We start from the raw sequence: 25,186 nt of genomic DNA, 5'->3' as shown, positions 1-25,186 counted from the left end.
ACGGCTCTCCATGATGGATGTACAAGCGGCTCGCCGAATAAAGTACTGAAATTAACGGAGCGTCGAATTCATCGATGTGCTCGTTGTTGTACCTGGCGCTTCACTTTTACGCTGGCGCATAGAGTTGGAAATGTTACGCACTTGAGTCATTACTTTATCACGTGCATTTTTGTTACGCATCAAGTATACAGCACCCAGTCCAATTGTCGTCCACAACGCTTTTCTTCCTGTCATGTTGTTCATCCTCCTCTGATGTGTAAGTACGGTGTAAATCATATGGAATTACATGTACATGATTGATGTTGTCTTATTTACAGATTACCCGTAGCCGCCAGAAATAAACAATCGATTCGTACTTCCTTTCATTTCAGTGAGCTTGAAATAGTGAGCTTGAAATTCGTTGTCTACTTCCCAGTGTAATCTGTATGCTCTAGTGATGTCTGAAATCTGTGTGATCTGTGTACGGTTGTGCTCTGTGTGGTACTTGTCTAAGCTCTTCGTACTCCTATTAAGGCACCTGCACCTTCAAATGCTGTGTTAACCCTTGAATACCGCGATAAATCACCTGATTATGATTCCAGATAAAAAATGGTCTAAGCCACGGTTCGCACCATTTCATCCACGGTTTGGTCGTCTGCACTTCCCAGTAGTAGTGCAGCATCGTCCAATCGCCACATTGCTCCAAGCGGAAAATACCATAACCGTGCAGATCGCCTGTTGCCTCCAAACGAATTAATGCACACTCCTGCTTCTCGACAATACTGAACTGAAACGCCAGCCGATAGCCAAACCGCGTCCGAATATGCATCCGATAATGATCGCCGACACCTTGTGGATGCCCATGATGGTACACTTTTTGAAAGGTGACACCTTCCCAGTCTTCAATCGCTTCAAAATCACTAATACGCTCCCAGACCGCCTGGGTCGTTGTTTGCAGTCGCCAACTATGTGTAAACTGATACTTCCCCATCTCAAATCCTCCATCCCCTAGATGATCGATAGCTTGCTGCGGTCTAGCGATACACAATCGTTTCATGATGTGGCTGACTTACCTGAGCATTCAGACGGGCAGCTACGCCCTGCACACCTTCATCCATCACTTTATCATGACTCCATGTATACACCGGGCGCATGACCGGATTCATCAGCCGAAGCCCCCGATGATGCAGCCTGACTTTCCATTCACAGCGCAGCTTGGTCTGACGTCCATCCGGCGACTGCTTCATAAAACAGGTGCCTGTTCCAGCTAGCGGACCTTCAACTTCCAATGTGAATTGATCCGGCTTGCGTTTGTCCGTCACTTTCAGGTAGATCGACAGGTGAAACAGCATTTTCGTTTTGAACGTGCAGCGGAACACATCGCCAATCCCATCAGCGCTATGTCCTTGCTTCACCTTTTCAAACACGACATTATCCCAGCAATCGATATCTTCAATATGATCTGCAATCTCCCATAACTTGTCTGTTGAAGTGCCTACTGTCCAGCTGCTAATGAATAAATAATGATGCTGCACGCTGTCTCCACCTTCCTGTTCGGTTCGTCTATGATGAATGGATGCGTTCTGCCTCTGCTACGCCCTGCCAAATGAGTATATGTTCTGTAAAATGTACAGATTACCCTTTCTGGCGTTCGCGAGCTTGAGTTCATAAGCTTTAGTTCAGGAGCTTTAGTTCAGGAGCTTTAGTTCAAGAGCTTTAGTTCGACAACTTTAATAAAGGGCATAAACTTGATTAAAGGACGAGTATCAAAAGAGCACACTTGCGAAATTGCGAAATAAATCCCTGTGTAAGCAAGCATAGGTAGACTGTATACAACAAGCATAGATGGACTACCTACGAAACATAGCAACGAAAAGCCGATACGCAAATAGCATCTATGCGATAAAGTGATGCTATTTTAGGATGCTCCTTTAAACCATGTCCAGCGTCACCTTATGCTGTGGAGCCGGAAAAGCTTCGTCCAGTCGTTGTAACTGTTGCTCGCTCAGCTGAATCGCAGCCGCTTGCGCATTGCTGCTAGCATGCTCAACCGTGGACGCTTTTGGAATGGCAATCACCGAACCGCTGCGAATACACCATGACAGCATAATCTGAAATGGCGCTGCATCATGTTCATCAGCAATCTGCTGTACGACCGGATGCTGGATCAGTTCGCGCCGCAGCGAACCTGCTTGCGCCAGCGGAGAATACGCCATCACCGGCATACCCTGTTCCTGTTGCCACGGCAGCAGATCATATTCAATGCCACGCGAACCGAGATGATATAATACCTGATTGGCAGCGCATTGCTCCGCGCCACCAATACGCATCAATTCGTTCATATCGTCCACATCCAGATTGGATACGCCCCAGCGACGTATTTTCCCATCTGCCATAAGACGCTGCATGCCCTCAACCGTTTCCTGCAATGGAATCCTTCCGCGCCAGTGCAGCAAATATAAATCTAAGTAGTCGGTGCCGAGTCGTTTCAAGCTTTGCTCGCAACTGTGTACTAGCTTGTGACCACCTGCATGATGCGGATACACTTTGGAAACGAGAAACACTTCGTCCCGCCGTCCACGGATCGCTTCGCCCACTAATTCCTCAGAGCGCCCTTCGCCATACATTTCCGCTGTATCAATCACGTTCATACCTGCATCGATGCCTGCTTGCAGCGCAGCTATTTCCTCCACACGACGCGAATGATCGTCCCCCATATTCCATGTGCCCTGCCCGATCGCAGGTAGTACGGTTCCGTCTGGTAGTGTAATCGTTTGCTTGAGCATGATTGTTCCCCTTTCTTTATATTGAGATTCGTTGATGGGTAAGTGAGTCGTAGTATAGTGGCTATTGGTATCTGGTGGAGTTGCCATAGGCTTCTAGTTAATTGGCGATTCATTTGTCGTCCATTGGCAGTGACTAGGTCGTAGAACTATAGCCAGTTGGCGTGCCTATGCTTTATTTTCGCTTAGTAGATGGATATATGATATGTGCACATACAGCGATACATGTTTACCGATACAAGACACATACCTATCGTTGATCGACAGGTAGGCGGTTATGGTGTATTTCTAACTACCCATTAACCGTTATGGGGTGGTAAGAATAAAAGGAATGGAATAATTAATCATAGCCGGATAGGGCGGAAGAAAAGAATAACCCCGTGGACATACTGGAAACAAACAATAAAGCTTCTGCAATGGCTCATTTGCCACCACAAAAGCTCTGTTGTAATCCATCGATCATACTATGATATTACGTTGTTTTCAGTATCCATGACGCATATAATACCGTGCACGGCTAACGGATTGTTCACGCCATACTGTTATATCCTCAGGCCCATATTCATAATATTCACTATACTCTTCTTCATAATTGGCAAAAGCAATTACAGAAGTGTCGATATGTTCGACCGCCTGTACCATAAGATGAGCATGCGCTAGCATGGCATATTCCGTATGGTGGGCAGCTATTTTAGCAATCTGCGGATGTGTCGTCAGAAATGTATGACCACATTTCATCACTATACTTGCCTGTAAGAGCCATTCCAGAACCTTTGGATCAGTCACATGCTGGTAGCCGCCGTGCATAAGCTGTTGTTTGAGCAGATCGATCGGTATACGTAAAGCATGTACTGGCAAACAGTAGCTCACGACGATACATACTACGATCGCCAGCGCCGTCCATTGCATTGCTACGGTAGAAGGCTCACGAACCAGTTGCATCATAAGATTGAAAATAATAATAACTGCCGCTATTTTTTTCAATCCATTTAGCGTGCTATTATTGCTGAACCAGGACAAACATTGGGTAACAAACGGATAGCGAATGAGTATAGAAGAACCGAGAAAGACCATACCGATCCATATTGCTAAACTAGCAAACAGTCCCATCCAATAAGGAATGAAAGACGTTATGGATGACGAATCGATTAAAAGACCCTGCTCCATACCATACATCTGCAAAAATAAAGCGACCGCATAACTGCTATAAATAAGGCTATCTCGTCTCCATGTATGTATTGGTAACTCCGAATACCCATATTGCTTCTGAATCAGCTTGCTCCACTGTGCTAAATGATAGAACCATTGATCAAAGCGTGCAAAATAATAATCCAACCTGAACCAGAGACTAGGATTGGAAAAATCAGGTATAACGATCGAACGAATGGTGAAGACGGTACCTTTCTTTTTGTAAAATAACGTATTGATCATATATCTTTCGTCAGCGCGTAACCGAGCAACGTACTGATTCTGAAGCATAAACCGAAGATCCAGCGCAGTTGCAGGTCGAGTTCGACTTTGTTGTTCATCTTGGATGATAACGATGCCACGATTGTATAAAGACATCACAATAGTCAGAATAGATGAAAGTCGCCAATGGTTGTTGTGATATAGGGATTCCAGTCTTAATAGATCGGTTCGCATGTATAGTTTGGGGAATTTCCGGTAGAGAAAAGGAACTAGCTGTTTTTCCCAAAAACATAACAATGTAATCGCACTGAATGATAAAACGATAATGATCAAAGATAGCTGTTCTATACAATATTCACCTCACCATCTTATTGGATATATTATGAATTGTACCAAAAAAAGGCCCATTCTCCACTACAGAAGAATGAGCCTTTTTGATCTATACGTTACTATTATTCATGATTTACTTAAAACGACGCTCGCCATCATATGTTGCAATCATGCCATACAAATCCGGACGGCGGTCGCGGAAGATGCCCCACTCCAGACGCTGTGTTTCGAGCAGATCCAGATCGAATTCAGCGACGAGTACGCCTTCACTGCTGCGGTCGGCTTCCTGTACTTTGTTGCCCTGTGGGCCAGCGATAAAGGAAGAACCGTAGAAGTTAATCGAGGAATCCTCATCTTCTTCTTTACCGATGCGGTTGGAAGCGATAACCGGAATCAAGTTTGCGCCTGCATGACCGAGCATGCATGCTTGCCAGTGATCTTTGGAATCAATCCCTGCATCCTGCGGCTCGGAACCGATTGCGGTCGGATAGAACAGCAGCTCTGCGCCCATCAGCGACATACAGCGTGCTGCTTCAGGATACCATTGATCCCAGCAGATGCCGACACCGATCTTCGCATAACGGGTATTCCACACCTGGAAGCCGGTATCGCCTGGGTTAAAATAAAACTTTTCTTCATAGCCCGGACCGTCTGGAATATGACTTTTCCGATATTTACCCAGCACTTCGCCGTCTGCGTCGATCACGGCAAGCGAGTTATAACGCGCATAGTTTTTTTTCTCGTAGAAGCTGATCGGCAGCACAACTTGCAGCTCTTTCGCTACCTCACGGAAATGGTTAATCGCTTTGTTTTGTTCCAGCTCAGTTGCATACTGATAATATTCCGCTTTTTCTTTCTGGCAGAAATAAGGGGTCTCGAATAGCTCTTGTAGCAAAATAATTTGTGCACCCTGTGCCGCAGCCTCACGTACGAGCGCATCTGCTTTACGGATGTTGTCTTCAATATCCCAGGAACAGCTCATTTGAGTAGCTGCTACTTTTACGTTTCTCATGTAGTGTAGTCACCCTTCCTATATGAACGCGAGTGCAGGTCGTGACATCCTAAGATATACACGACCCGCTCACTTCGAATAATAAATCCTGTTTTACTAAGCGTACCGATATATAACAAACCATCATGATATAACAAGCCATAACCAGTGAATACAGCTACTGGAAAGGCTCAAGCTCATGCCCATGCGACTGCTTATTTGCCCGCAGGAATTTGCTGGGTTGTGCAGTGGACGTTACCGCCTTCGCGAATAATTGCCATACCGTTAATGGTACGGATACGACGATCTGGAAATACCTGTTGCAAGACTTCAATCGCTTTGCGATCGGTTGCTTCGGCTGTACCGCCAAATACAGGTAAAATAATACCGCCATTCACAAAGTAAAAGTTTAGATAGCTCAGCGTCAGGCGTTGATCATCATGCATGACGAGCGGTGGCTGTTCGATCTCAATCACTTCCAGCTTGCGACCTTTAGCATCGGTTGCGTCTGCCAGAATACGCAGATTTTCCTGTGTGATCTCATAGTTATCATCGGCAGGATCATGACATACTTGCAGAATCACTTTACCCGGTGCAGCAAAACATGCCACATTATCCACATGACCATCCGTTTCATCGCCGGACAGACCGCGTTTCAGCCAGATGATCTGTTCTACATTCGTATAGTCCTTCACATACTGCTCAATCTGTGCACGGCTCAGCTCTGGATTACGGTTTACGTTCAGCAGACATTCTTCGGTCGTCAGCAATGTGCCTTCGCCATCCACATGAATAGAGCCGCCTTCCAGTACAAGTGGTGCATCGAATTGACGTAAGCCTAGATGCTTCAACACTTCCGGTGCAACCGCGTTATCCAAATCCCAGTTTTTATATTTACCACCCCATGCATTAAAACCCCAATTAATACCGGCACGCTCACCCTGTTCATTCATCACGATCGTTGGTCCATTATCGCGCATCCAGGCATCATCATGCTCCAGTGGCAGGAAATCGACAGCTTGACCGACAAACAGACTCTGTACCTTTTCCAGATCATCCGGACTTACGACAAGCGTAACCGGTTCAAATTCAGCAATCGCGCTGATCAGCTCCTGATAGCCATTGCATACATCCGCATAATCATCTGGATATGACATCGAACCGATCATTGGCCAGGCAAGAATTGTTCTTTCGTGTGCTTCCCATTCGGCAGGCATCATATATTTCAAATCGATTGGTTTCATGATCTATGTTCACCTTTATTCATCATAGGATAGTCCGTTGGCGACCCGGCTCAGCATCAATATGAACCCTACGCCTCGGAACAACCTATATCATACAATATGAGCGCGGTTGTACCAAGCGATTTTCGTAAATTTTATGCAAGTACGCGTGAAAAAGCCTGTAGCACATTCCGCTACAGGCTCATCCATTGCATAACCAATTATTTCCATGTTCGACTTCTTGCTATCTGTCTGTACGCTTCGTATCGAAATGGATCGACAGCGTACTGAGAGACTCCGCAATCGCTGTTCATCCCGCGAAATCAACCTTTCGATGCACCGCCAAAGCTAAAGCCTTGCGACATGTAGCGTTGACCGATAATATACAGCGCAACTGCTGGAATCGTATACAGCACCGAGAACGAAGCGAGCATACCGTATTGCACCATACCATTTTGACCAAAATACTGATAGATCGTAACCGCCGCAGGCAGCTTATCCGCACTTTGCAGCAGGATGAACGGAACGAGGAAGTTGCCCCAGCTACCGGAAAAGGCGAAGATCCCAACGGTGAAAATACCTGGCAGCATCAGTGGCACGATGACCAGACGCAGTGTCGTCCAGATCGATGCGCCATCGACCCATGCCGCTTCTTCCAGCTCAATCGGCACCGAATCCATAAAGTTTTTCATCATCCAGATCGAATACGGCAATGCCGAAGCGGTCAGGAACAAAATGGTGAAAAAGAGTGAATCCTGCATACCGAAGTACAGGAAAAATTGATACACTGGCACCATTACAGCCGTCAATGGCAAGCCAGTTGCGAACAAAATAACATACATAAATGGACGTTTGTAACGCATCTGATAACGGGACAGCGGATACGACGCCAGACCAGCTACAATAACGACGAGCAATGCTTGCCCAACCGCCAGAATCAGACCGTTGGCAAAGGAAAGTTGATTCTCATGATTCGTTACCGTATCCCGATAGTTATCCAGTGTAAATTGAACCGGAAACTTAAGTGCCAGTGTTGCGTCCTTGTCAAACGATGCAAAAATTAGCCATAACAGCGGAAGCAAAAACAGAACACCAATAATCGTCAAAATGATATAAGGCAAAACCCGTGCAACCGCGAACCGATTCAGTTTGCGCTTGCGGGTGGTTGTACGTGGGGCATCATGTACTGTGCTCATCTGTTTTCCTCCTTTTACAGCTTCACTTTAAGCATTCGCATATACACAAGGCTGGCAATAATACCGATCAACAGCAGCATCAGCGAGATCGCTGTTCCATAACCTAACTGATAATTAACGAAAGCCTGATGATACATATAGATAGGGAGCGTCTCGGTTGCAAGACCTGGACCACCGCCGGTTAGAGCATAGATCAGTGTAAACGATCCGAGTGTTTGCAGCGTAACGAGTACCATATTGGTCGTGACGGAGCTTACGATCATCGGAAGCGTAATCCGTGTCAGACGTTGCCATGCATTCGCGCCATCGATCATCGCGGATTCTTCCACCTCACGCGGCACATCGCCAAGCGCTGCCTGAAATACCATCATCGAAAAGGCAGTACCATGCCAGATGTTGGCAATAATAACCGATACCATCGGGAACGTGTACAACCAGGCGATCGGTGTAATGTTAGCCGATTGCAGGAATGTGTTCACCGTACCGGTATCATTCAAAAATGCAAACCATACAAACGCACACACCACTTCCGGTGCAACCCAGCCCGCGATCACAATCGAGCCGATCACACTGCGAAAGACGCGACTGCGTCCGTTCATCAATACCGCGATAATAAAGCCCATCACCTGCTGCCCCACGACTGCCGAAAAGATCAGGAAAATGATCGTATTCCAGACAGATGTGCGGAAGCTGGCATCCTGAAACATATTTTTAAAGTTCTCAAAGCCGACAAATTGCGTATCCGCTGCCGCAGCACCGGTCAATGCCATATTCGTAAAAGCAAAATAAAACGTCAGAATGGTCGGTACGAAAAAGAACGCCAGCAGCAAAACAAAGCTTGGCGACAAAAATACCAATGCCCGCCATTGTTCAGCATTATTTCGGCGTTTGCTCGCAGTGTTGCGCGCTTGTACAGCCTCCATCTTCAGTCTCCTCCTCCATTGCGCGATCAGGTCCCTTCACCGACACGTTTTGTGCCAGCTTATGCACAGCCCCATCACGGTTTCTCTATCGTTCCTATACGCTCCATCCGTAAACAGATCAGGCAGCCGGGCTGCCCTGCAACCCTGGCGACCGGCTACCTGTCTGAATCGGCTACATTACGTAAACTTCGTCGTTAGTTAGCTGCTGGCGCTACTTTGTCAGCACCGAGGCTTCGCTGTACACTTTGCGTGAATTGATTCATCGCATCCTGTGGACTTGCTCCACCCGTTACGACGGTTTCGACCATTTGTTGAATCGCTGTCGATACAACCGGATAGTCGGAGTTACTTGGACGAACGTGAGTATACTTAATGAAATCAGCTGCTTTTGCATACAGTGTGCCTGGCTGACTCAAATACTCTGAATCTTTCGCTACATCTGTACGTGGAGTCAGTGCGCTATCCAGCATGGCGTATTCTTTGTTGTACTTCTCGTTAACTGCCATCTGGATAAATTTCCAACCGAGGTCTTTCTGTTGAGCTTTCGCGCCTACAGCGAGTGTCCAACCACCGGACATCGAAGTGTAACCAGGAGCCTGACCGTTTTCTGTTGGCATTTTCACGAAATCATACACATCCAGCGCTTGTGGCCACGGTTTGCTGCCTGTGGATGCCCATGTAGATGGCAACCAGCTACCGTTCAGTACGATACCTACTTTTTGATTTGGCATCAGATCGGTTTCCAGTACCTGTCCAGCTTGCGCTGTCATAATTTGAGACAATTGTGGACCCAGACCTTTGCTGTATACATTATTGATAAATTGCAGGGAGTTCAGCACACCAGGGCTTTGTGTTACCCATTTGTTGTTTTCAAACAGTGTGTTTTGAGTTCCGTACAACAGCATTTCGAACGTCTGCATCGTTGTTGCTTCCTGTCCGGCTTTGCTGGAGTTCATCCAGAATGGGATGATGCTTGGTTCTTTATCTTTTAACGTTTGCGCAGCTGTCAGGATATCCTGCCAGTTTTTCGGTTGCCACGGTACAGGCAGACCGGCTTTTTTGAATAGCTCTTTATTGTAGTAGAGACCACGCACGTCAGTGGAGAATGGAACGCCATAGCTCTTATCGTCTTTACCTACAACGGCTGCTTTAATGCCGTCATTGAACTTGCTCCAGTCACTCCACTGGTCAACAGCGAGTGGCTCCAAATAACCGGCAGCACTATCTGCATTGATCATAAAGGAATCTTCAGCGAGCACTTCAGGTGCGGTTTTTGGGTCGGACATGAGCAGCGGAATTTTCGTTGCATATTGTGCGCCCTGGATAGGCTGCAACTCTACAGTCACGCCTGGATTTTCCTTTTCAAATTCCGTTTTAACATCGGTCAGCCATTTGCCCCATACGTCGGTATCGTTCCATTTGCCGTAGGCGACTTTGACCACTTTGCTGTTGCTGGAAGATGAACTACTGTCAGCAGAACCTGTTGTTGCTGTGCCGCCGGAAGAACAAGCTGCGGTGAATACGGATAGAGTGAGTAGCATACCTGCTGCCCATTTGTAACTTTGCTTTTTCATACTGATCGCCCCTTTGTGGAAATGGTAATTCAGTAAGTCTCGCTTCTTCTATTCACGAATCCATTGTTAGGTGAACAATCTTTTATTTTAGCTTGCTGCTTGGCACATCATAACCACAATGCGTCAAGATCAACTCGCTAAATAATGAATTCGCCCAGGAAAACCATTCCCGAGTATATTGTGCCGGGTTATCGGCGTGGAAGCCTTCATGCAAAAATCCAGTGTCTGCGTCGGTGTTTTCCAATAGGGTGAGCAGCTGTTCCTGCTCTTCCGTATGGAGTGAAGTGAGCGCTTGCATCGCCAGTGAAATATGCCAGATATACTGTGGTGGCGTATGCGGACTGCCGATTCCTTTCGCTGCTGAACCGCTGTAATAATACGGATTGTGCTGGCTCAGGATAAAGCGCCTTGTATTTAAATAACGTTCATCATCCGGTTTGCAATAGCCTAAATACGGCAAGGATAGCAAGCTCGGTACGTTGGCATCATCCATCAGATTGTAATTGCCGTGACCGTCCGTTTCGTAGGCATACATCGGTCCAAATTCGGGGTGGGTAACGATTCCATACTGCTCGATGCCCTCACGAATTTCCGCTTGTAATGCGGCAGCCGATTGGGTCAGCTCATGATCGCTGTATACGTCAGTGGCAATCTGTTGCATATAGCCCAGTACAACGACTGCAAACATATTAGCAGGTACGAGATAACCGTATTCGCACGCATCATCACTTGGACGAAAACCTGACCAGGTCATGCCTGTGACAGCGACCGGATTGCCTTTGCCCTCGTGTGGAAGCGTATCCGAAGCCGGACAATCAAAACGTTCAAATCGATAAGCGGAATGGACATCGTGATTTTGCTCGGTGCGCCATACATCCAGAATCGTCAGACATGCCTGACGGAATTCATCATCAAAGTGATCGGTGCGTCCTGTCTTCTGCCAGAGCAAGTAAGCAAGCTGAAGGGGATAGCAGAGCGAATCAATTTCGTACTTGCGTTCCCAGATCCACGGGGTCATTTCCGTTCGATCGTCCTGATGGCCACTACCATCGGCACTTTCATTAAAGGCATTTGCATAAGGGTCCTGTAAAATATAACGAATCTGCCGCTTCACTACACCGCTGACCAGATCGCCAAGCCCTTCATCTTCATTCGCCAGTAGCAGATAAGGGCGTACCTGCGCGGCAGAATCGCGTAGCCACATCGCCGGAATGTCGCCGGTAATGACGAATACCGTGCCGTCTTGCTGAGGTCGTAATGTCGTCGTTAACGTATTGCGAATACAATTGCCGAACATATGCGCCAGCTTCGGTCGTTGTTCCAATTTGCTAGCGACACTGGATATGAGTTGTTCCACAGAAAAGGGGACAATCGCTTGTTCCTGTTCGTTCATACCTTGCCTCCTTGTGTAAAGCGCTTTCATTTATGGCATTATCATAATTCACTCTAAATAACATGTCAATATATTATATTATAATATTTAAATTAAATTACGCAAAACACCGGATAATATTGTCATATCATCCGGTGTTTTGTATATCCTATTGTATTATCCAATTATTGCGTATACATTGCTGGTCAACTGCACAGTAATGTTACGTGATTTTCTATATATATCTTATCGTACCAAGCAATGGGTATTCGGGTATTCGGGTATTCGTTCAGTCTGTTATGCGATAGATATATCGCTTAACATAGGCACAGTTACTCCCGTTTAATCGGTTCCGGTTGCTCGCTTGGACTGCATAGCTCCAGGCAGTTGTGGTGCGGGTGCTGTGGACAGACCGTGAATCAGATCCGCAGTGAGCGATAGGCGTCCAGGTAATGTTTCGCCGGCAATAAGCTTGAGTACATTTTCTACCGCAAGTCGACCGAGTGAATGCTGATCCTGTTGCAGATGTGTAAACGGATACAATGCTGCACTCGCCTGTGGGCTATCAAAGCAGATGAGCGAAATTTGCTCCGGTATTTTCACACCAGCATGCTCCAGCGCCTCTTTCGCAAATAGTGCTAATTCATACTGCATCGCAAAAATAGCTGTCATTTGCGGATGCTGCTCCACCATACGCTGGATAGTATCCACGTTGTTGCGCACACGTTCCTGTTCTTCCGCTTCCGTCTCCCCGTTCCACGTCATATCGGTTAACCAGTACGAGCGATCCAGTATGACGCCGCGTTCTGCATGAGCACGTACAAAGCCCTCAATCCGCTCCTCGATCGCTACATTGTCCATTACTTTGGAGGCAAGCAGACCGATATGACGATGTCCCAGATCAAGCAAATGATTCGTCCCCTTGCGCGCTGCCTCTACATTGTCTGTGCTGATCGAAGCCGATTCCGTCCCTTTAAAATAACGATCGACCAGTATATGCGGGAACCGATCAATCACAAGCCGTAAAATTTCTGGATTGAAGCTCTGTCCCCGTGTCGGATAAATAATGAGTCCGTCCACTCCATATTCACGCAGACTACGAATCGCATTTTCCTCAATATCCGGCTGTGAAAAAGACATACGAATCATCAGATACACATTCAGACGCTGAGCCGTGCGTTCCATCTCGGCCAGCATTTCTTTACCATAGCTATCGCTAAAATCTTCCAGAATCAAGCCAATGACGACCTGCTTGCTGGCAAGTCGACGCTGCGTCCCCGTCTGTTCCTGCGGCTCAAAAGGCAACCTGGCTGGAGCAGTATACGCTTCAATCGGCTCTTCACCTGCCCGAATCACAAACGATCCACGACCCGGCTGGCGCACAATATAGCCCTCCTGCACAAGCATATCGAGCGCCTTTTTTGAGGTGATCCGGCTCACGTCAAACTGCTTCATTAGCTCTTTCTCGGAAGGAAGCTTGTCGCCTACACCGTAAATCCCCTTTTGCAAACGTGAACGAAGCTCAATATACATCTGTTCATACCGTGGTTTTAAAGATAATGGGCTATCTAGCATAATATCACCTTTGGATTAGGATTTATGTTTAATATTAACATATATTATAATATGTTATATCATTTATGTAAATCATAATAAAAATAAGCCGGACTGATGTAGGTTGAAAGGAGATATTATTGATACAATAGTGTGGTTGCCTACATCCCGATGTAAGCATAGAAAATAAATACGGAAAGTAAGCACAAATAGTAAACACAAATAGTAAACACAAATGGTAAACATAAATAGTAAACATAAATAGTAAACACAAAAAAACACCCTTAACGATTGTTAAGGGCGTTTTTATAAGCTGAATTACAGTTTTACAACGTTCTCAGCTTGTGGTCCACGGTTACCTTCAACTACGTTGAATTCTACGCGTTGACCTTCGTCCAAAGTTTTGAAACCGTCGCCTTGGATTGCGGAGAAGTGTACGAATACATCGTTGCCGCCTTCAACTTCGATGAAGCCGAAACCTTTCTCAGCGTTGAACCATTTAACTGTACCTGTTTGCATGTGGGGTACCTCCAAAAATTAAATTTACATGACCTTCTTTATTCAGAAAAAAACATCCGATAAAATGAAAAATCACATATAACACAAGGTTATTGGTTTTACAAAATAACAACCCTCTGCCATATGTGAGTTCAGGTCACGATTTCGTTATACTCATTATAACCGATCATTCTCTTAAATACAATCACCGGAAGGGAATTTTTGTAATTTAATTTTAAAAAAAGAAACCGCTTTTACTTGCGCCCCTATTGCGTTTGTCGATTTTCGGCTAATCGGGATTATGGGACTATGAAAACGCTCCTATTTCTCAGCCTAAGGTCTATATTCGTCTTGATCTGGCGTCCATTTATACCTCCATCTGTTCCATAAATAGTTCTATCGTTGGTATCTCATTCGTATTCTGTATGTATAGAATGACATCTCAAGTATAAAATTCTCAAAAATTTGTCAAAAAAGCGCTAATTCTCACGTTTTATACTGTATACTGTGCCAAAAATTAACTTCTTTCCGGCGAAGTAATGATCTATAATAACTAGGTAAATACGTATATGGCTTGGTAATTTAACTAATGAGGCAGTATGGTGATGTTATGAAATCCTCAGATTCTGTGTTTGACCATCTGGAGCACATCAATAAGCGGCAAAAATGGATTCGTAATTTCCTGAGGTCCTACTGGGTGGTTGTTTTTATTCACTTTTTTGCCCAGCTTGGGGCTTTTTTATTTTTGGACTATCCGGCAACTGCTTATCACTTTTTCGTTCATATTTTATTGATTCCGACGTCGTGCATGGTGTTGATGATCGTATGGGCTGATTGGATTCATCGCACCCGGTTACAGTTTTCGTTCTATGCTTTATTTTCAACGAGTACATTTATTACATGGACGATTATTTATTTGAACTACGATATCCGTATCATTACTGCCCTCTGCCTGATGCCCATATTCTCGGCAGTCATTTTTTTTAATAAAAGGTTGATCTGGATTCCGGCATTTTTGCAGATGTTTGCATTCCTGACCCTATATTTCGCCGATCCCCACTTTCGCTGGTTTTTAACTCCTTTTGATGTTATTTCGATCCCTTCATTTATACTGGGAGGTACATTTGTTGCGCATGTCATCGTCTCAAGTGGTAGCGAGATTTTAAGCGATTTGCATCATACGATGCAATCCAAGCAGGATCTAATCGTCAAAAACGCAATTATGAGCAAAATTTCCAAAACGGACGGTCTGACTAATCTGTACAATCAAGTTTCGTTTAAAGACTATTATGATACCGCGTTTGATTATGCCAGCCAGGGCGTTACACTGCATCTCGCTTTGCTTGATATTGATAACTTCAAGCTGATCAATGATACGTATGGTCATCAGATTGGCGATAAAGTGCTGGGAACCGTAGCACAGATTATTCAGCAGCATATCCCTTCAAGCGATATTGCGGCACGCTATGGCGGCGAGGAATTTGCCCTGCTTATTTTTGACAAAACGTTTGACGAGGCTTACGCGCTCGTTGAAAGTATACGCCAGTATCTAGCTCGCCTTCACTGGCAAGAACTGGACAATCAAACGGTAACGATTAGCATCGGGCTACATAGCTGCGAACCAGGATTGGATAAAGATCAATTGTTCGAACAGGTCGATCAATATTTATATCATGCCAAGCGTTCCGGTAAAAATAAGACGATCACCGCTAAAAGTGTCGGTGATATCGCCTGATGAAATACAATCATGGAACCGTTTATGATCAAAAAGCACCGTCATGCCATAGGCATGACGGTGCTTTTTTGTAATTCCGTCCATGTGTCGACTTGCTTATGACTTTACGTACAGTTGCTTCCTTCTTCACGAGTCGTCTATTTACGTTGACTACAACAACATTCTTGTACTAGCTTCCTTGCTGATATGACTACGATTGTTGAACTGATTCATGTAATTTCTGTCATTAGTATAATTTTTTCGCGGTTTTTAATTGTTCAATGTTACTACGCACTTTTATACTTAGTATTTTCATATTTAATATTTTTATATTTAGCATTTTTATATTCAGTCTAAGGTATGTTGACCGATATATAAGTTTATCGAATCAAGCTTAATGTGTACCACGGCTAGTGTAATCATCATAGACGCTATGGTCGGTATCGTAGAACAATACGTCTCCATCAGCTATTTCATACTGCACACCGTAGGGGTCGGTGATCTGGTGATCACGCTTCCCATCGGTGCCGTCATAGCCTTCCATGTGCCACCACTGGTTACTCAGCGGCGCATGGATGTATTGCAGGTGCGGATGGGCTGTATCGCCATTCACAATCGATTCAATGTCCAGGTTGACCACGATAAAGCCCTGCTTTAAGAAAATCGGCGACTTTTCATCCAGCATATGACGGCGTCCGTAGGCGGCCAGATCGGTGCCTTGTGGCACCGCGTACACCCGAGCAGGCAGACTGTATTCGCCATACCATTGCTGGACACTTGCATTCACACGGGCTGGACTCGCCGAAGCCTGCGCTGGGCGACTTGGTGGCTGAATGAATGTGCGCAGCGGTGAGGGCAGGATCTGAACATCATAGCCGCCGGTGTACGTAGGTTGACTCGCTCGTTTGAGGAAATGGGCGAGATACTGCTCCTTCGAGATCAGCCAACCGCTGGTGAGGGCGTAGATCGATGTGGCGGTTTGCTGTAAGTCTGCTAATGGCACATTGCGCAGCCGCTCCTTTAGCGTCACCTGTCGTCGCTGCACATCCGCCGCTGAACCGATACGAATAAACGATTCGGTGTCCGAATGGTAATACAGGTCGACCGGAATCCGCTTCGGTGATGTCGCTGCCGAGCGATCCTGGTAGTAAAAACGTGGCGTGAGCCGAATCGCATCCCGATCGCCAAACATATTGCCGATCGTTTTTAGATCGAATTTGAAAGGGTAGCCCGTTTTGACGGTTACGTTTTTGAAGCCGGGCTGGGGGTGACTGCCGCGTACAATCGGTAGCACATAGGGACTCGTATGACCACGTGGCTCACCATCGATGGTGTTCGGTCCGACCCAGTATGAACGTCTCGTTGGGAGCGGACGGCCTACCGCTTGCCGAAACACCGTTTCCCACGCGAAATCAGCGATATCGGTGACATGGAAATCGTATAATCGTCCGATCACCTCCACGTTGATCGTATCTTTGGCCACATGATGACTGAGGCTAGTATTGGCATCCTGCTGGGCGGTAAAGCGAGTCGGTGCATTCTCAGCGACCGTGCGAAAAGCGATCGTATAGTGGCCTTCATCGACCCAGACGGGAAGCTGAAACACGGTATCCAGTTGCTGCACCGGAATGTCGATCCACGTTTGCTGCGGATAGAAGGTACTTCGGTCTTCGCTGTACACGTCAAACGGGAACCAGACCTGTTTGACCTGGATATATTTCGCATAGTCTCGTTTGCCATAACCCGGATAGTCACTACTGTCCAGATGTTGTCCAATCGTGGGGATACGCACGATGAAAGGACGATTCAGGATTAGTGCCATGCGATCCGTGCTTGGAACGGTTTTCTGGTTGTGGGCTTGGTCGTCGGAGACGGATGCGTAGTCGACGACGGGTGTATGTACGGTGACATTGTTGATATTCGTAATTGGATAGCTCTGATCGCCTTCTCCATTCACATCGCTATCTACCATCGTATAAAAAATGACGCCGCTTGATGCAGTATTGGCTTTGTTCACGAGTCGTTTGCTAATGAGCTGTGAACCTTTGTAAAGAATTTGCTCGCTTCCATCTTTGTAGGAACGGAGCTTCGTAGGTGCTGGAATTGCCTTGGGTGCTGGTGTCGTCGCTTGGTTCCAGTCGCCGTTCATGACTTCAGTGTCCTGGTTTTTATAACTAAACTCAATCGCATCATTACGAACGTGAGGTGCATCCGTTTTGCCTTCGGCCCTACTTTTGAGCTTACTACGATCATTCGGTACGGACGGGCGACCGTTTCGTCCTCCATCGATTGTACCCGGACTATAGCTAACATCGCCTGTCTTTGCTGGACGAACATGATCCTTCGTTTCCGCACTGGCTTCCGTAGTTAAAGCAGGTGGGGTGTAATTGGCTACTTGCAATGTGACCGCGCCACATGGCAAAGCATAGTTATGTAGCTTCGCAGAATCAATACCTAGCACTTGCAGTTGATTGATCTGCCAGTACGAATAATCTCGGGTAAAGTCAAATGTATACGTTTTAGATTCGCTCGCGGTTTTCGTCTTCCACTGGTCTTTACTATTTTTCTCTTTCCACTTCAGACTATAGCGCACCTTCACTTCACAATCGTACTTGATCTTGCCCTGCATTTCACTGAATTTGTACTGGAATAAGTAGTCATAGCCCCAGGCATTGGCGTATAGATTCTCACTCGTAGGAATGCCTTTGGTTGCATCAAAATGACGTCCATTCGCGCGATCATCAGCTAAAATATGACCAGCAGCCTCTGGATTCATCAGCCCTTTGGTTACTTCCTGTGATGGAGTTGGCGGTAGAATCGTATATTCACAAGCTCCCATTCCATCCGAGGGCAAGTCGGGATCATCGCAGTTCTCGTTCTCTGCATTCGTTTGGCCAGGTTTACACGGTTCTCCAACCTCGTAATATTGATAGATCCGGTATTGTTCAAAATTACCTTTGTAGGGATCTAGTTTCGGTGGATCACCTTTAGTAATCTCTTTCGCTTTAGAAGGATCACTTCCATCCGTAGTTTTCTTGTAGCCAGCATAGGTATAACCCTCATGTGTTGGTGGCTCAAACGTATACGATTGGCCTGGCTTCATTTCTTCGATACGTGGTGGGAAGATGTCATTCAGTGACTTGCCATCCACAGTTTTGTAGTAGACGCTGAGGTCAGCGGCTAGCTCGATTTTAAATAGAACGGCAGCATAGATTCGATGACCTTCTACACCTTTATTACAGCGATCTTTACAAAGAAATGTGATATCTTGTTCTGTTCCAGATTTAGTATCTAGACCAATTTCTAACTCTACAGGTACTGTAGCTGTATCTGTGCCAATGCCAGATATAACAGGTTTGATTTTAAGAGCATCACTTCGCATGGTACTACTGATAAATTCCGAATAATCATACCAATCATCAGTGCGCGATTCAGTAAAATATTCTAGCAATTTTTCTTTTTCAGCTTTTTTAGCTGGCTCTTCAGGAGGATCAAATACAACGGCCTCAACACTTTTTACAGTACGATTCGGAAACTGAAACGCATATTTTTGTTCAGCTATTCCATAATTTCCTCTTTGTGGAGCCTTATTATCCCATGTAGATCCTTTCCACATATCGAAGTACATCATACCTACAAAATATCTGTAGTTAGCCTCTGTAGTGTTTGCATCTTTATCTTTGTAATACTTTAATGGAGTAATTGCTTGGGTCTCTTCTTCTGCATATAATTTAGGTGTTGAAGGAATAAGAAGATTACATAAAATACAAATAACTATAGCGACAGAAACATAGCTCTGATAACGCCGTATCCAGCGTGTAATATTAGTCATTTTAACTTTTCCAAGGACTCTCAAGAAGAATCATAGAATCCATATTGGCATATTTAATTAAAATAAAATTAAAGTCCTTAGGAGAAAGGGGCGTTGCATCTGTAATTCCTAGACGATCTGAATCGTACCAAGAATCAATTTTAAAATAGTTAAATCGTGTACCATCTGGATTCTTAGTCTGCAATTGACTAATTGCAGAACGATTACGGTAATCTTCTTTTTTTGTTAAATACGCAATATGAAAGTTTCGCAGGTCACTTCGGTTACGAATAGCAGAAATTCCATCTACTTTTACTTGTTGTACATCAAACAAAGTTCCGTCATCAAACTTAATAGGCAAATCTGATTGTTTTAAGATGATCACATTTTTATACGGTTCTTCATATAAGTTGTTCAAGTAATAAGAGTCTTTACGTTGATCGAAGTATTTAGTTATAGTCGATACTGGTTGTTTCTTCAAATTCAATTCCTCCAGCGTCGGCACATCCTTACTCCCAATCCACACCCACTTCCCAACCTGATCCCAATCCACCGACTGCCCCAGCCCTTCACTCACCAATCGCAAAGGTACATACGTCCGCTGTTGCTTCACAATAATCTTACTGTCATACGTCTTGCTCTCTCCATCCACCACAGCAGAGGCAGAATCGACAGTCAGTGTCACACTATGCTTATCCGTTTTCAGCGTAACCGTTTGTTTCCCACTGCTCTGTTGATACCCGACCTTCGCCCCCAGCTTTTCCGAAATAAAGCGAATCGGTACCATCACGGCACTATTCTCATCCTGAAAAGGTTTCGCATCCGGGAAAGCCATTTTACGAGCATTCAGTAATACTTCCACTTGTTGCGTTGGCACCGTAATATTATAGGCAGCATGCGCTTGCGGATTACATACAGGTATTGCGGCTAGGATCATACTGACAGCAAGTAGCGATACCATTCTTTTTTTCCATCTTTGTCGTCTCCATTTCACATTTTGTTGTCTAACCGATGTTACACGTAGTTTTTTATTTGCGGATAATAGTGTAGCTAGTTGTACTGTCATATGGATTGCCCCCTGAAATGAGATATAGTTTTGATCTTTGTCCTATTAAAAGTTAATCCTTCTGTCTTATATCTGTCTTATCAGTAATGTTGTTTACTAAACCGCTCTAATTCTAGTACTCCCCTCCCCTATCTCCTATTTGACCTATGAAAAAGTAAACTAAAATGTATGTATGCAAGCAAAAGAATATATGTTTGATAACGATGAATAGACGATTCCTATCGATTGTACTTCTTCTTTTTATCGGTAGTCTATCCATTTTTTGTGACCAGTTCTATACATGAACGCTAAAAAGCACACACGATCCCTATGTCGGATCATGTGTGCTTCACATGTTAATAGCTATTTAAATTACTGGTAGCCTAAACGATTTAGCCGGTTTTGTCAATAGATTACGACTAGAACCCGGTCACCGGATGCGGCACATAAGGTTCTTCCAGCCGTGCGATCTCCTCCGCTGTCAGCTTAATATCCAGTGCGGCAACAGCGTCCTCCAGATGGTGTAGCTTTGTTGCGCCGATAATTGGTGATGTTACAGCAGATTGCTGCAACACCCATGCAAGTGCAATCTGAGCGCGTGGTACGCCTTGCTCAGCGGCGATCTCAGCCACACGTCCTACCACTTCACGGTCGGCATCGACCGCCGCTGTATAGAGCGTTTTACCAAATGCATCGCTTTCAGAACGCGCCGTCTGATCATCCCAATCGCGGGTTAAGCGTCCGCGTGCCAGTGGACTCCACGGAATAACACCGATCCCTTCCTCCAGACAGAGCGGAAGCATTTCGCGTTCTTCTTCACGGTAGATCAGATTCACATAGTTTTGCATCGAGACGAAGCTCGCCCAGCCGTGATGACGTGAAATGTCGAGCGCCTTCATAAATTGCCATGCGTGCATGGAAGAGGCTCCGATATAACGTGCTTTTCCAGCGCGTACAACATCATTCAACGCTTCCAGCGTCTCCTCAATCGGTGTCAGCGGGTCCCAGCGGTGAATCTGGTACAGATCAACATAGTCGGTGCCCAGTCGGCGCAAACTGTTATCGATCTCGCTCATAATGACTTTACGCGATAAGCCGCCGCCGTTCGGACCAGAGCGCATTTTGCCATGTACTTTGGTGGCGATGACGATATCATCTCGATGCGCATAATCTTTGAGCGCACGACCGACGATCTCTTCACTCGTCCCATCTGAATACACATTTGCCGTATCAAAAAAATTGATGCCCAGCTCCAATGCCTGTCGGATAAAAGGACGACTTGTCTCTTCATCCAGTGTCCACGGATGAGCACCCCGATCTGGAATGCCATAGCTCATACAGCCTAGACAGAGTCGTGATACTTCAAGACCGGTACGGCCCAGTTTAACATAGTCCAATATAATTCCCTCTTTCCGCCACAGGGGCACAGGATAATATGACCTGCTCCTATCTTACCCTTTTCCGGGTGCTTACAGTCAATAGTAGTGCTGTGAAGCGATGTTATCATTCGTAAAAGGTAAGCTGTAGCTCCAACATACAACGAGCAAAGCGATAGAAAAAATACAGACGCTCGTATAACATTAGATCGTCTTGCTCGATAATATGCAAAAAGCCGGCTTGCTCTCTGGAATAAAGAGCAAGCCGGCTTTACATAAACTGTTCACCTTCGTGTTTCTCTAGCGTTTCTTGATGTTTCTCCAGTGCTTTCTTTATGCTTCTTTCATTCTTTGTTAATGTCTCATTCGTGTATATGCGTTAAACGTCAGCGCTTATTAAATATTTTCCCTGACGATACTCCATCCTGCTGCTTCCTGTGCTGTACTCATTTTTATTGCGGAACAATCGTCGCTTCACGTGATGCGACAGACAATGCATTCACCGTAGCGGTGCTACCGTTAGCAATGGACAATACGAATGCACGATATGCGACATTGGCACGAATCGCATTACCGGATGTATCGGTATTCATCGTCGTGAATGACCATTCGCTATACGTGGAGCCTGTTGCCGTCTTGTAATTCGGTGCAGTCACTCGATTGGCATCGGCCAGCGTAAAGTTATTTGCATTACCGGATGGCACGAGCATAATCGCATACGAGCTAATGCCGGCCGTATTCGCTGGTGGTGTGAAACTCACGCGAATCGCGCTATTGTTGTTCACGAGGTCAGCAGATACCGAAGTTACTGCTGCCACTGCTTTTTCAGTCAGTGTAAACTCACCGGACGCAGCGGACAATGCGTTTACCGAACGAACCAGTCCGTCCGCTACAGTCAGCACATACACACGGTAGCCCACATTACGTACAATCGCGTTGCCGTTATTGTCGCGTGTAGCAGAGGTAAGCGCCTGTGTAACAGCTGCCCCTGTCTTCGCAATACGTGTATAGTTGGCGGTGGCTACACTATTGGCTGCTGCCAGATTAAACGAGCTTGCCTGATCGCTACGCACTACGATCATGCGGTATTCCGACACGCCCGCATCATTAGCAGGAGTGAAGCTTACCGTAATATCAGACGCATCACCACGTGCACCGCTGTTCGTTGCCGTTACAGCGGATACAGCCAGAACTGCGGTGCTACCGGACAATGTTGCCGTGCCGGATGCGGAAGACAGTGCATACGTATCGGCAGCATCGCCTGTACCGACCGCCATCACAAATGCACGGTAAGTCACGCCATTTTTGATGGGATCGCCATCGGTGTCACGTGCGCCAGTCGTCAGCGTGACCGTCTGATTCGAACCGTTTTTGTTAACTGACGTATAACGGGAACTGGTCATGCTCTGTGCTTGACTTAGTGACAGGGAACTGGACGATTTGGTAATAAAAATACGGTACTGACTCACCAGGTTCTCGTCACTCGCTTTAGTAAAGCTTACCTGCACGTCGCGTCCATCCCCATAATCACTCACATCACTTAGTGTCACACCGCTCACACTGCCAACGGTCTTGCTGCTAGCCGATAAGGTGATCGTAGAAGATGCAGAAGACAATGAATCGCCATACGAACCTGTACCGCGGCTCATAATGTACACACAATAAGGGACATTGTTCACAATCGCATCACCATTGCTATCTTTCAGTCCTGCCGAAAGTGTCACAATACGCGAATCGCCGGTTTTGGACACATCCATATAACGAGCAGAAGCAAGCGAGCTAGCCGTGGTCAGATTGAAGTTGCTCGAATCTTTGCTGCGCACAACGAAAATGCGATAACCGCTAATTCGCGATTCATCGGACACTTTATCAAACGATACTTGCAGGTCGCGTGAATCGCCAAAGTTGCTCACATCGGCTACTTTAGTAATCGTTGCTACCGGTGCAGCATTGCCCAGCGTAATGCTGTTGGACATTGCTGATAGACCGATGCCATCATTGGCTGTATTGATCGCCATTACATACGCGGTGTAGGAAATTCCACTTTGAATAATCATGCCCGATGTATCGCGTGCTGTCGATTGCAGACGCACCGTTTGATTAGAACCTGTTTTACTGGCAGCGGTGTAGTTGGCTACAGGCATAGCGGTTGCCTGGGACAGATTGAAGCTGCTCGCACTATTCGTTCTAACGATAAACACACGATAGCCAGATACCTGACTTTCGTCAGAAGCCTTATCAAAAGATACGGACAGATCCCGTCCATCATTAAAGTCGGCGACATCCACCAGCTTCACATTGCTCGGTGTTGCCGTTGCAGATACAACACCGCCGATCGTAATGGAGGATTGTGCTGGTGTCAGTGCGCTCGTGTATCCTGTGCTCCCTACAGCCATAACGTACACACGGTAAGATGTGCCTTTTTGAATAAATGCACCATCAATATCGCGCGATTGTGGCGTTAATGAAATCGTATAGGCACTCGTTGTACCTGCCGGAATCGCCTGATAGTTAGCTGCTGGAATCGTCAATGCACGTGATACGGTGAATGGATTGGCATCTGACGTTTTGGCAACGAAAATGCGATACTGGCTCAGCCCGGTCGTACTTGAAGACGATGGGAAAATCACCTGAATATCGCTACCATTGCCCTGTTGTGCAATGACACTTGCATTCACAAATGCCACCGGCATCACCGCACCTGATGGAGTCGGGGTTGGCGTTGGGGTTGGAGTAGGCGTCGGCGTTGTTGTTTCAATCGTGACGGTCTGTGTAGATGAATTCCAATCCACTTTGCTGCCCATCGCTTCGGTTACAAAGCGAAGCGGCACCATCGTCCGTCCTTTGATCACTTTGGCAGGTACATCCATTGTGGTCGTTTTGCCATTGATTTGGGCGGTCTTCGAGCCTACGGGCAAGACGACCGTTGTTCCATTTTTGCTAGCGGTTACGGTACGTGTGCTCTGCTTCCAGTCTACCGTCGTATCCAGTGCTTCAAACACACCTCGCAACGGTACCATTGTACGACTTCCCGACATGACGGCAGGTTGATCTGTGTTCAGCTTCACTCCGTTGATTACAATTTGAATCGGCGGCGTTGCCGCGACCGCGTACGGTATATGAACGCTTCCACTTACAGTTAATGCTGCTGCTATTACGGCCATACTCATTTTCTTTTTCACTTTGTCATCCCCTGTCCCCTGATTACAAACTTTTTCCATATTCCCCTATCCTCTGGCATGCTGACCACCATCATGATACTGACCAGGCGCTCCTGTCTCTATACAGCTGTGTATAGAGACGCTAACGATCAGACGAGAGTCGGTATGTTCTACATCGGCTTTGTTCCAGCAATGACGTACTGCCAATGCGCCATCTAAGCCAATCATGTAGATGCGTTCTGCCCG

General features: G+C 46.0%; 19 protein-coding genes. 1 reads left to right on the top strand and 18 read right to left on the bottom strand.

Annotated features, from left to right (window positions below; all coding sequences use genetic code 11):
* Positions 1-51 precede the first annotated feature (51 nt).
* From AAHF22_RS18355 to AAHF22_RS18295, 13 genes are all read right to left on the bottom strand, one after another.
* The gene (locus tag AAHF22_RS18355; RefSeq protein ID WP_347326479.1) at positions 52-234 is read right to left on the bottom strand and encodes a hypothetical protein; all 183 of its coding nucleotides are present in this window, start codon (positions 232-234) and stop codon (positions 52-54) included.
* A gap of 274 nt (positions 235-508) precedes the next feature.
* Positions 509-970, bottom strand: a complete 462-nt coding sequence (locus AAHF22_RS18350; RefSeq protein ID WP_347326478.1) for an SRPBCC family protein — start codon at positions 968-970, stop codon at positions 509-511.
* A 43-nt stretch (positions 971-1,013) separates the two neighbouring features.
* On the bottom strand, positions 1,014-1,514 hold the full coding sequence (locus tag AAHF22_RS18345; RefSeq protein ID WP_347326477.1) for an SRPBCC family protein: 501 nt from the start codon (positions 1,512-1,514) through the stop codon (positions 1,014-1,016).
* 396 nt (positions 1,515-1,910) lie between these two features.
* On the bottom strand, positions 1,911-2,765 hold the full coding sequence (locus tag AAHF22_RS18340; RefSeq protein WP_347326476.1) for an aldo/keto reductase: 855 nt from the start codon (positions 2,763-2,765) through the stop codon (positions 1,911-1,913).
* Between the two features lie 480 nt (positions 2,766-3,245).
* Complete coding sequence (locus AAHF22_RS18335) at positions 3,246-4,241, bottom strand: hypothetical protein (protein ID WP_347326475.1); 996 nt, start codon at positions 4,239-4,241, stop codon at positions 3,246-3,248.
* A 394-nt stretch (positions 4,242-4,635) separates the two neighbouring features.
* Entirely contained in the window at positions 4,636-5,514 is an 879-nt protein-coding gene (gene aguB / locus AAHF22_RS18330; protein WP_347326474.1) for an N-carbamoylputrescine amidase, read from the bottom strand.
* Between the two features lie 194 nt (positions 5,515-5,708).
* Entirely contained in the window at positions 5,709-6,737 is a 1,029-nt protein-coding gene (locus AAHF22_RS18325) for an agmatine deiminase family protein (RefSeq protein ID WP_347326473.1), read from the bottom strand.
* A gap of 302 nt (positions 6,738-7,039) precedes the next feature.
* Positions 7,040-7,912: a carbohydrate ABC transporter permease gene (locus tag AAHF22_RS18320; protein ID WP_347326472.1), complete on the bottom strand. Its 873-nt coding sequence runs from the start codon at positions 7,910-7,912 to the stop codon at positions 7,040-7,042.
* A gap of 14 nt (positions 7,913-7,926) precedes the next feature.
* Complete coding sequence (locus AAHF22_RS18315; RefSeq protein WP_347326471.1) at positions 7,927-8,835, bottom strand: carbohydrate ABC transporter permease; 909 nt, start codon at positions 8,833-8,835, stop codon at positions 7,927-7,929.
* A 194-nt stretch (positions 8,836-9,029) separates the two neighbouring features.
* Entirely contained in the window at positions 9,030-10,409 is a 1,380-nt protein-coding gene (locus AAHF22_RS18310; RefSeq protein WP_347326470.1) for an extracellular solute-binding protein, read from the bottom strand.
* Positions 10,410-10,491: 82 nt separating this feature from the next.
* Positions 10,492-11,802 carry a glycoside hydrolase family 125 protein gene (locus tag AAHF22_RS18305; RefSeq protein ID WP_347326469.1) on the bottom strand — a complete coding sequence of 437 codons (1,311 nt, stop codon included), beginning with the start codon at positions 11,800-11,802 and terminating at the stop codon, positions 10,492-10,494.
* 321 nt (positions 11,803-12,123) lie between these two features.
* A complete protein-coding gene (locus tag AAHF22_RS18300; protein ID WP_347326468.1) occupies positions 12,124-13,356 on the bottom strand; it encodes a GntR family transcriptional regulator in 1,233 nt (410 codons plus the stop codon).
* A 297-nt stretch (positions 13,357-13,653) separates the two neighbouring features.
* Positions 13,654-13,854 (bottom strand): cold-shock protein, encoded by a 201-nt coding sequence (locus AAHF22_RS18295; RefSeq protein WP_017813974.1) that lies wholly within the window; start codon positions 13,852-13,854, stop codon positions 13,654-13,656.
* Between the two features lie 589 nt (positions 13,855-14,443).
* On the opposite strand from AAHF22_RS18295, the gene AAHF22_RS18290 reads away from it, so the two are divergent.
* Positions 14,444-15,568 carry a GGDEF domain-containing protein gene (locus tag AAHF22_RS18290; protein ID WP_347326467.1) on the top strand — a complete coding sequence of 375 codons (1,125 nt, stop codon included), beginning with the start codon at positions 14,444-14,446 and terminating at the stop codon, positions 15,566-15,568.
* Positions 15,569-15,941: 373 nt separating this feature from the next.
* On the opposite strand, the gene AAHF22_RS18285 is transcribed toward AAHF22_RS18290, so the two are convergent.
* The 5 genes from AAHF22_RS18285 to AAHF22_RS18265 form a co-directional block, all read right to left on the bottom strand.
* A complete protein-coding gene (locus tag AAHF22_RS18285) occupies positions 15,942-19,163 on the bottom strand; it encodes a DUF5704 domain-containing protein (protein WP_347326466.1) in 3,222 nt (1,073 codons plus the stop codon).
* A gap of 217 nt (positions 19,164-19,380) precedes the next feature.
* Positions 19,381-20,424 carry a copper amine oxidase N-terminal domain-containing protein gene (locus tag AAHF22_RS18280; protein WP_347326465.1) on the bottom strand — a complete coding sequence of 348 codons (1,044 nt, stop codon included), beginning with the start codon at positions 20,422-20,424 and terminating at the stop codon, positions 19,381-19,383.
* 398 nt (positions 20,425-20,822) lie between these two features.
* Positions 20,823-21,800 carry an aldo/keto reductase gene (locus tag AAHF22_RS18275; protein ID WP_347326464.1) on the bottom strand — a complete coding sequence of 326 codons (978 nt, stop codon included), beginning with the start codon at positions 21,798-21,800 and terminating at the stop codon, positions 20,823-20,825.
* 431 nt (positions 21,801-22,231) lie between these two features.
* The gene (locus tag AAHF22_RS18270) at positions 22,232-25,000 is read right to left on the bottom strand and encodes a stalk domain-containing protein (RefSeq protein WP_347326463.1); all 2,769 of its coding nucleotides are present in this window, start codon (positions 24,998-25,000) and stop codon (positions 22,232-22,234) included.
* A 6-nt stretch (positions 25,001-25,006) separates the two neighbouring features.
* Positions 25,007-25,168, bottom strand: a complete 162-nt coding sequence (locus AAHF22_RS18265; RefSeq protein WP_347326462.1) for a hypothetical protein — start codon at positions 25,166-25,168, stop codon at positions 25,007-25,009.
* Positions 25,169-25,186: the final 18 nt, after the last annotated feature.

Origin of the sequence: Paenibacillus wenxiniae (assembly GCF_039822605.1) — a bacterium.
Lineage (GTDB): Bacteria > Bacillota > Bacilli > Paenibacillales > Paenibacillaceae > Saccharibacillus > Saccharibacillus wenxiniae.
Note: the sequence above shows the minus strand (reverse complement) of the source record. Positions and strands in the feature narration are given on the sequence as shown.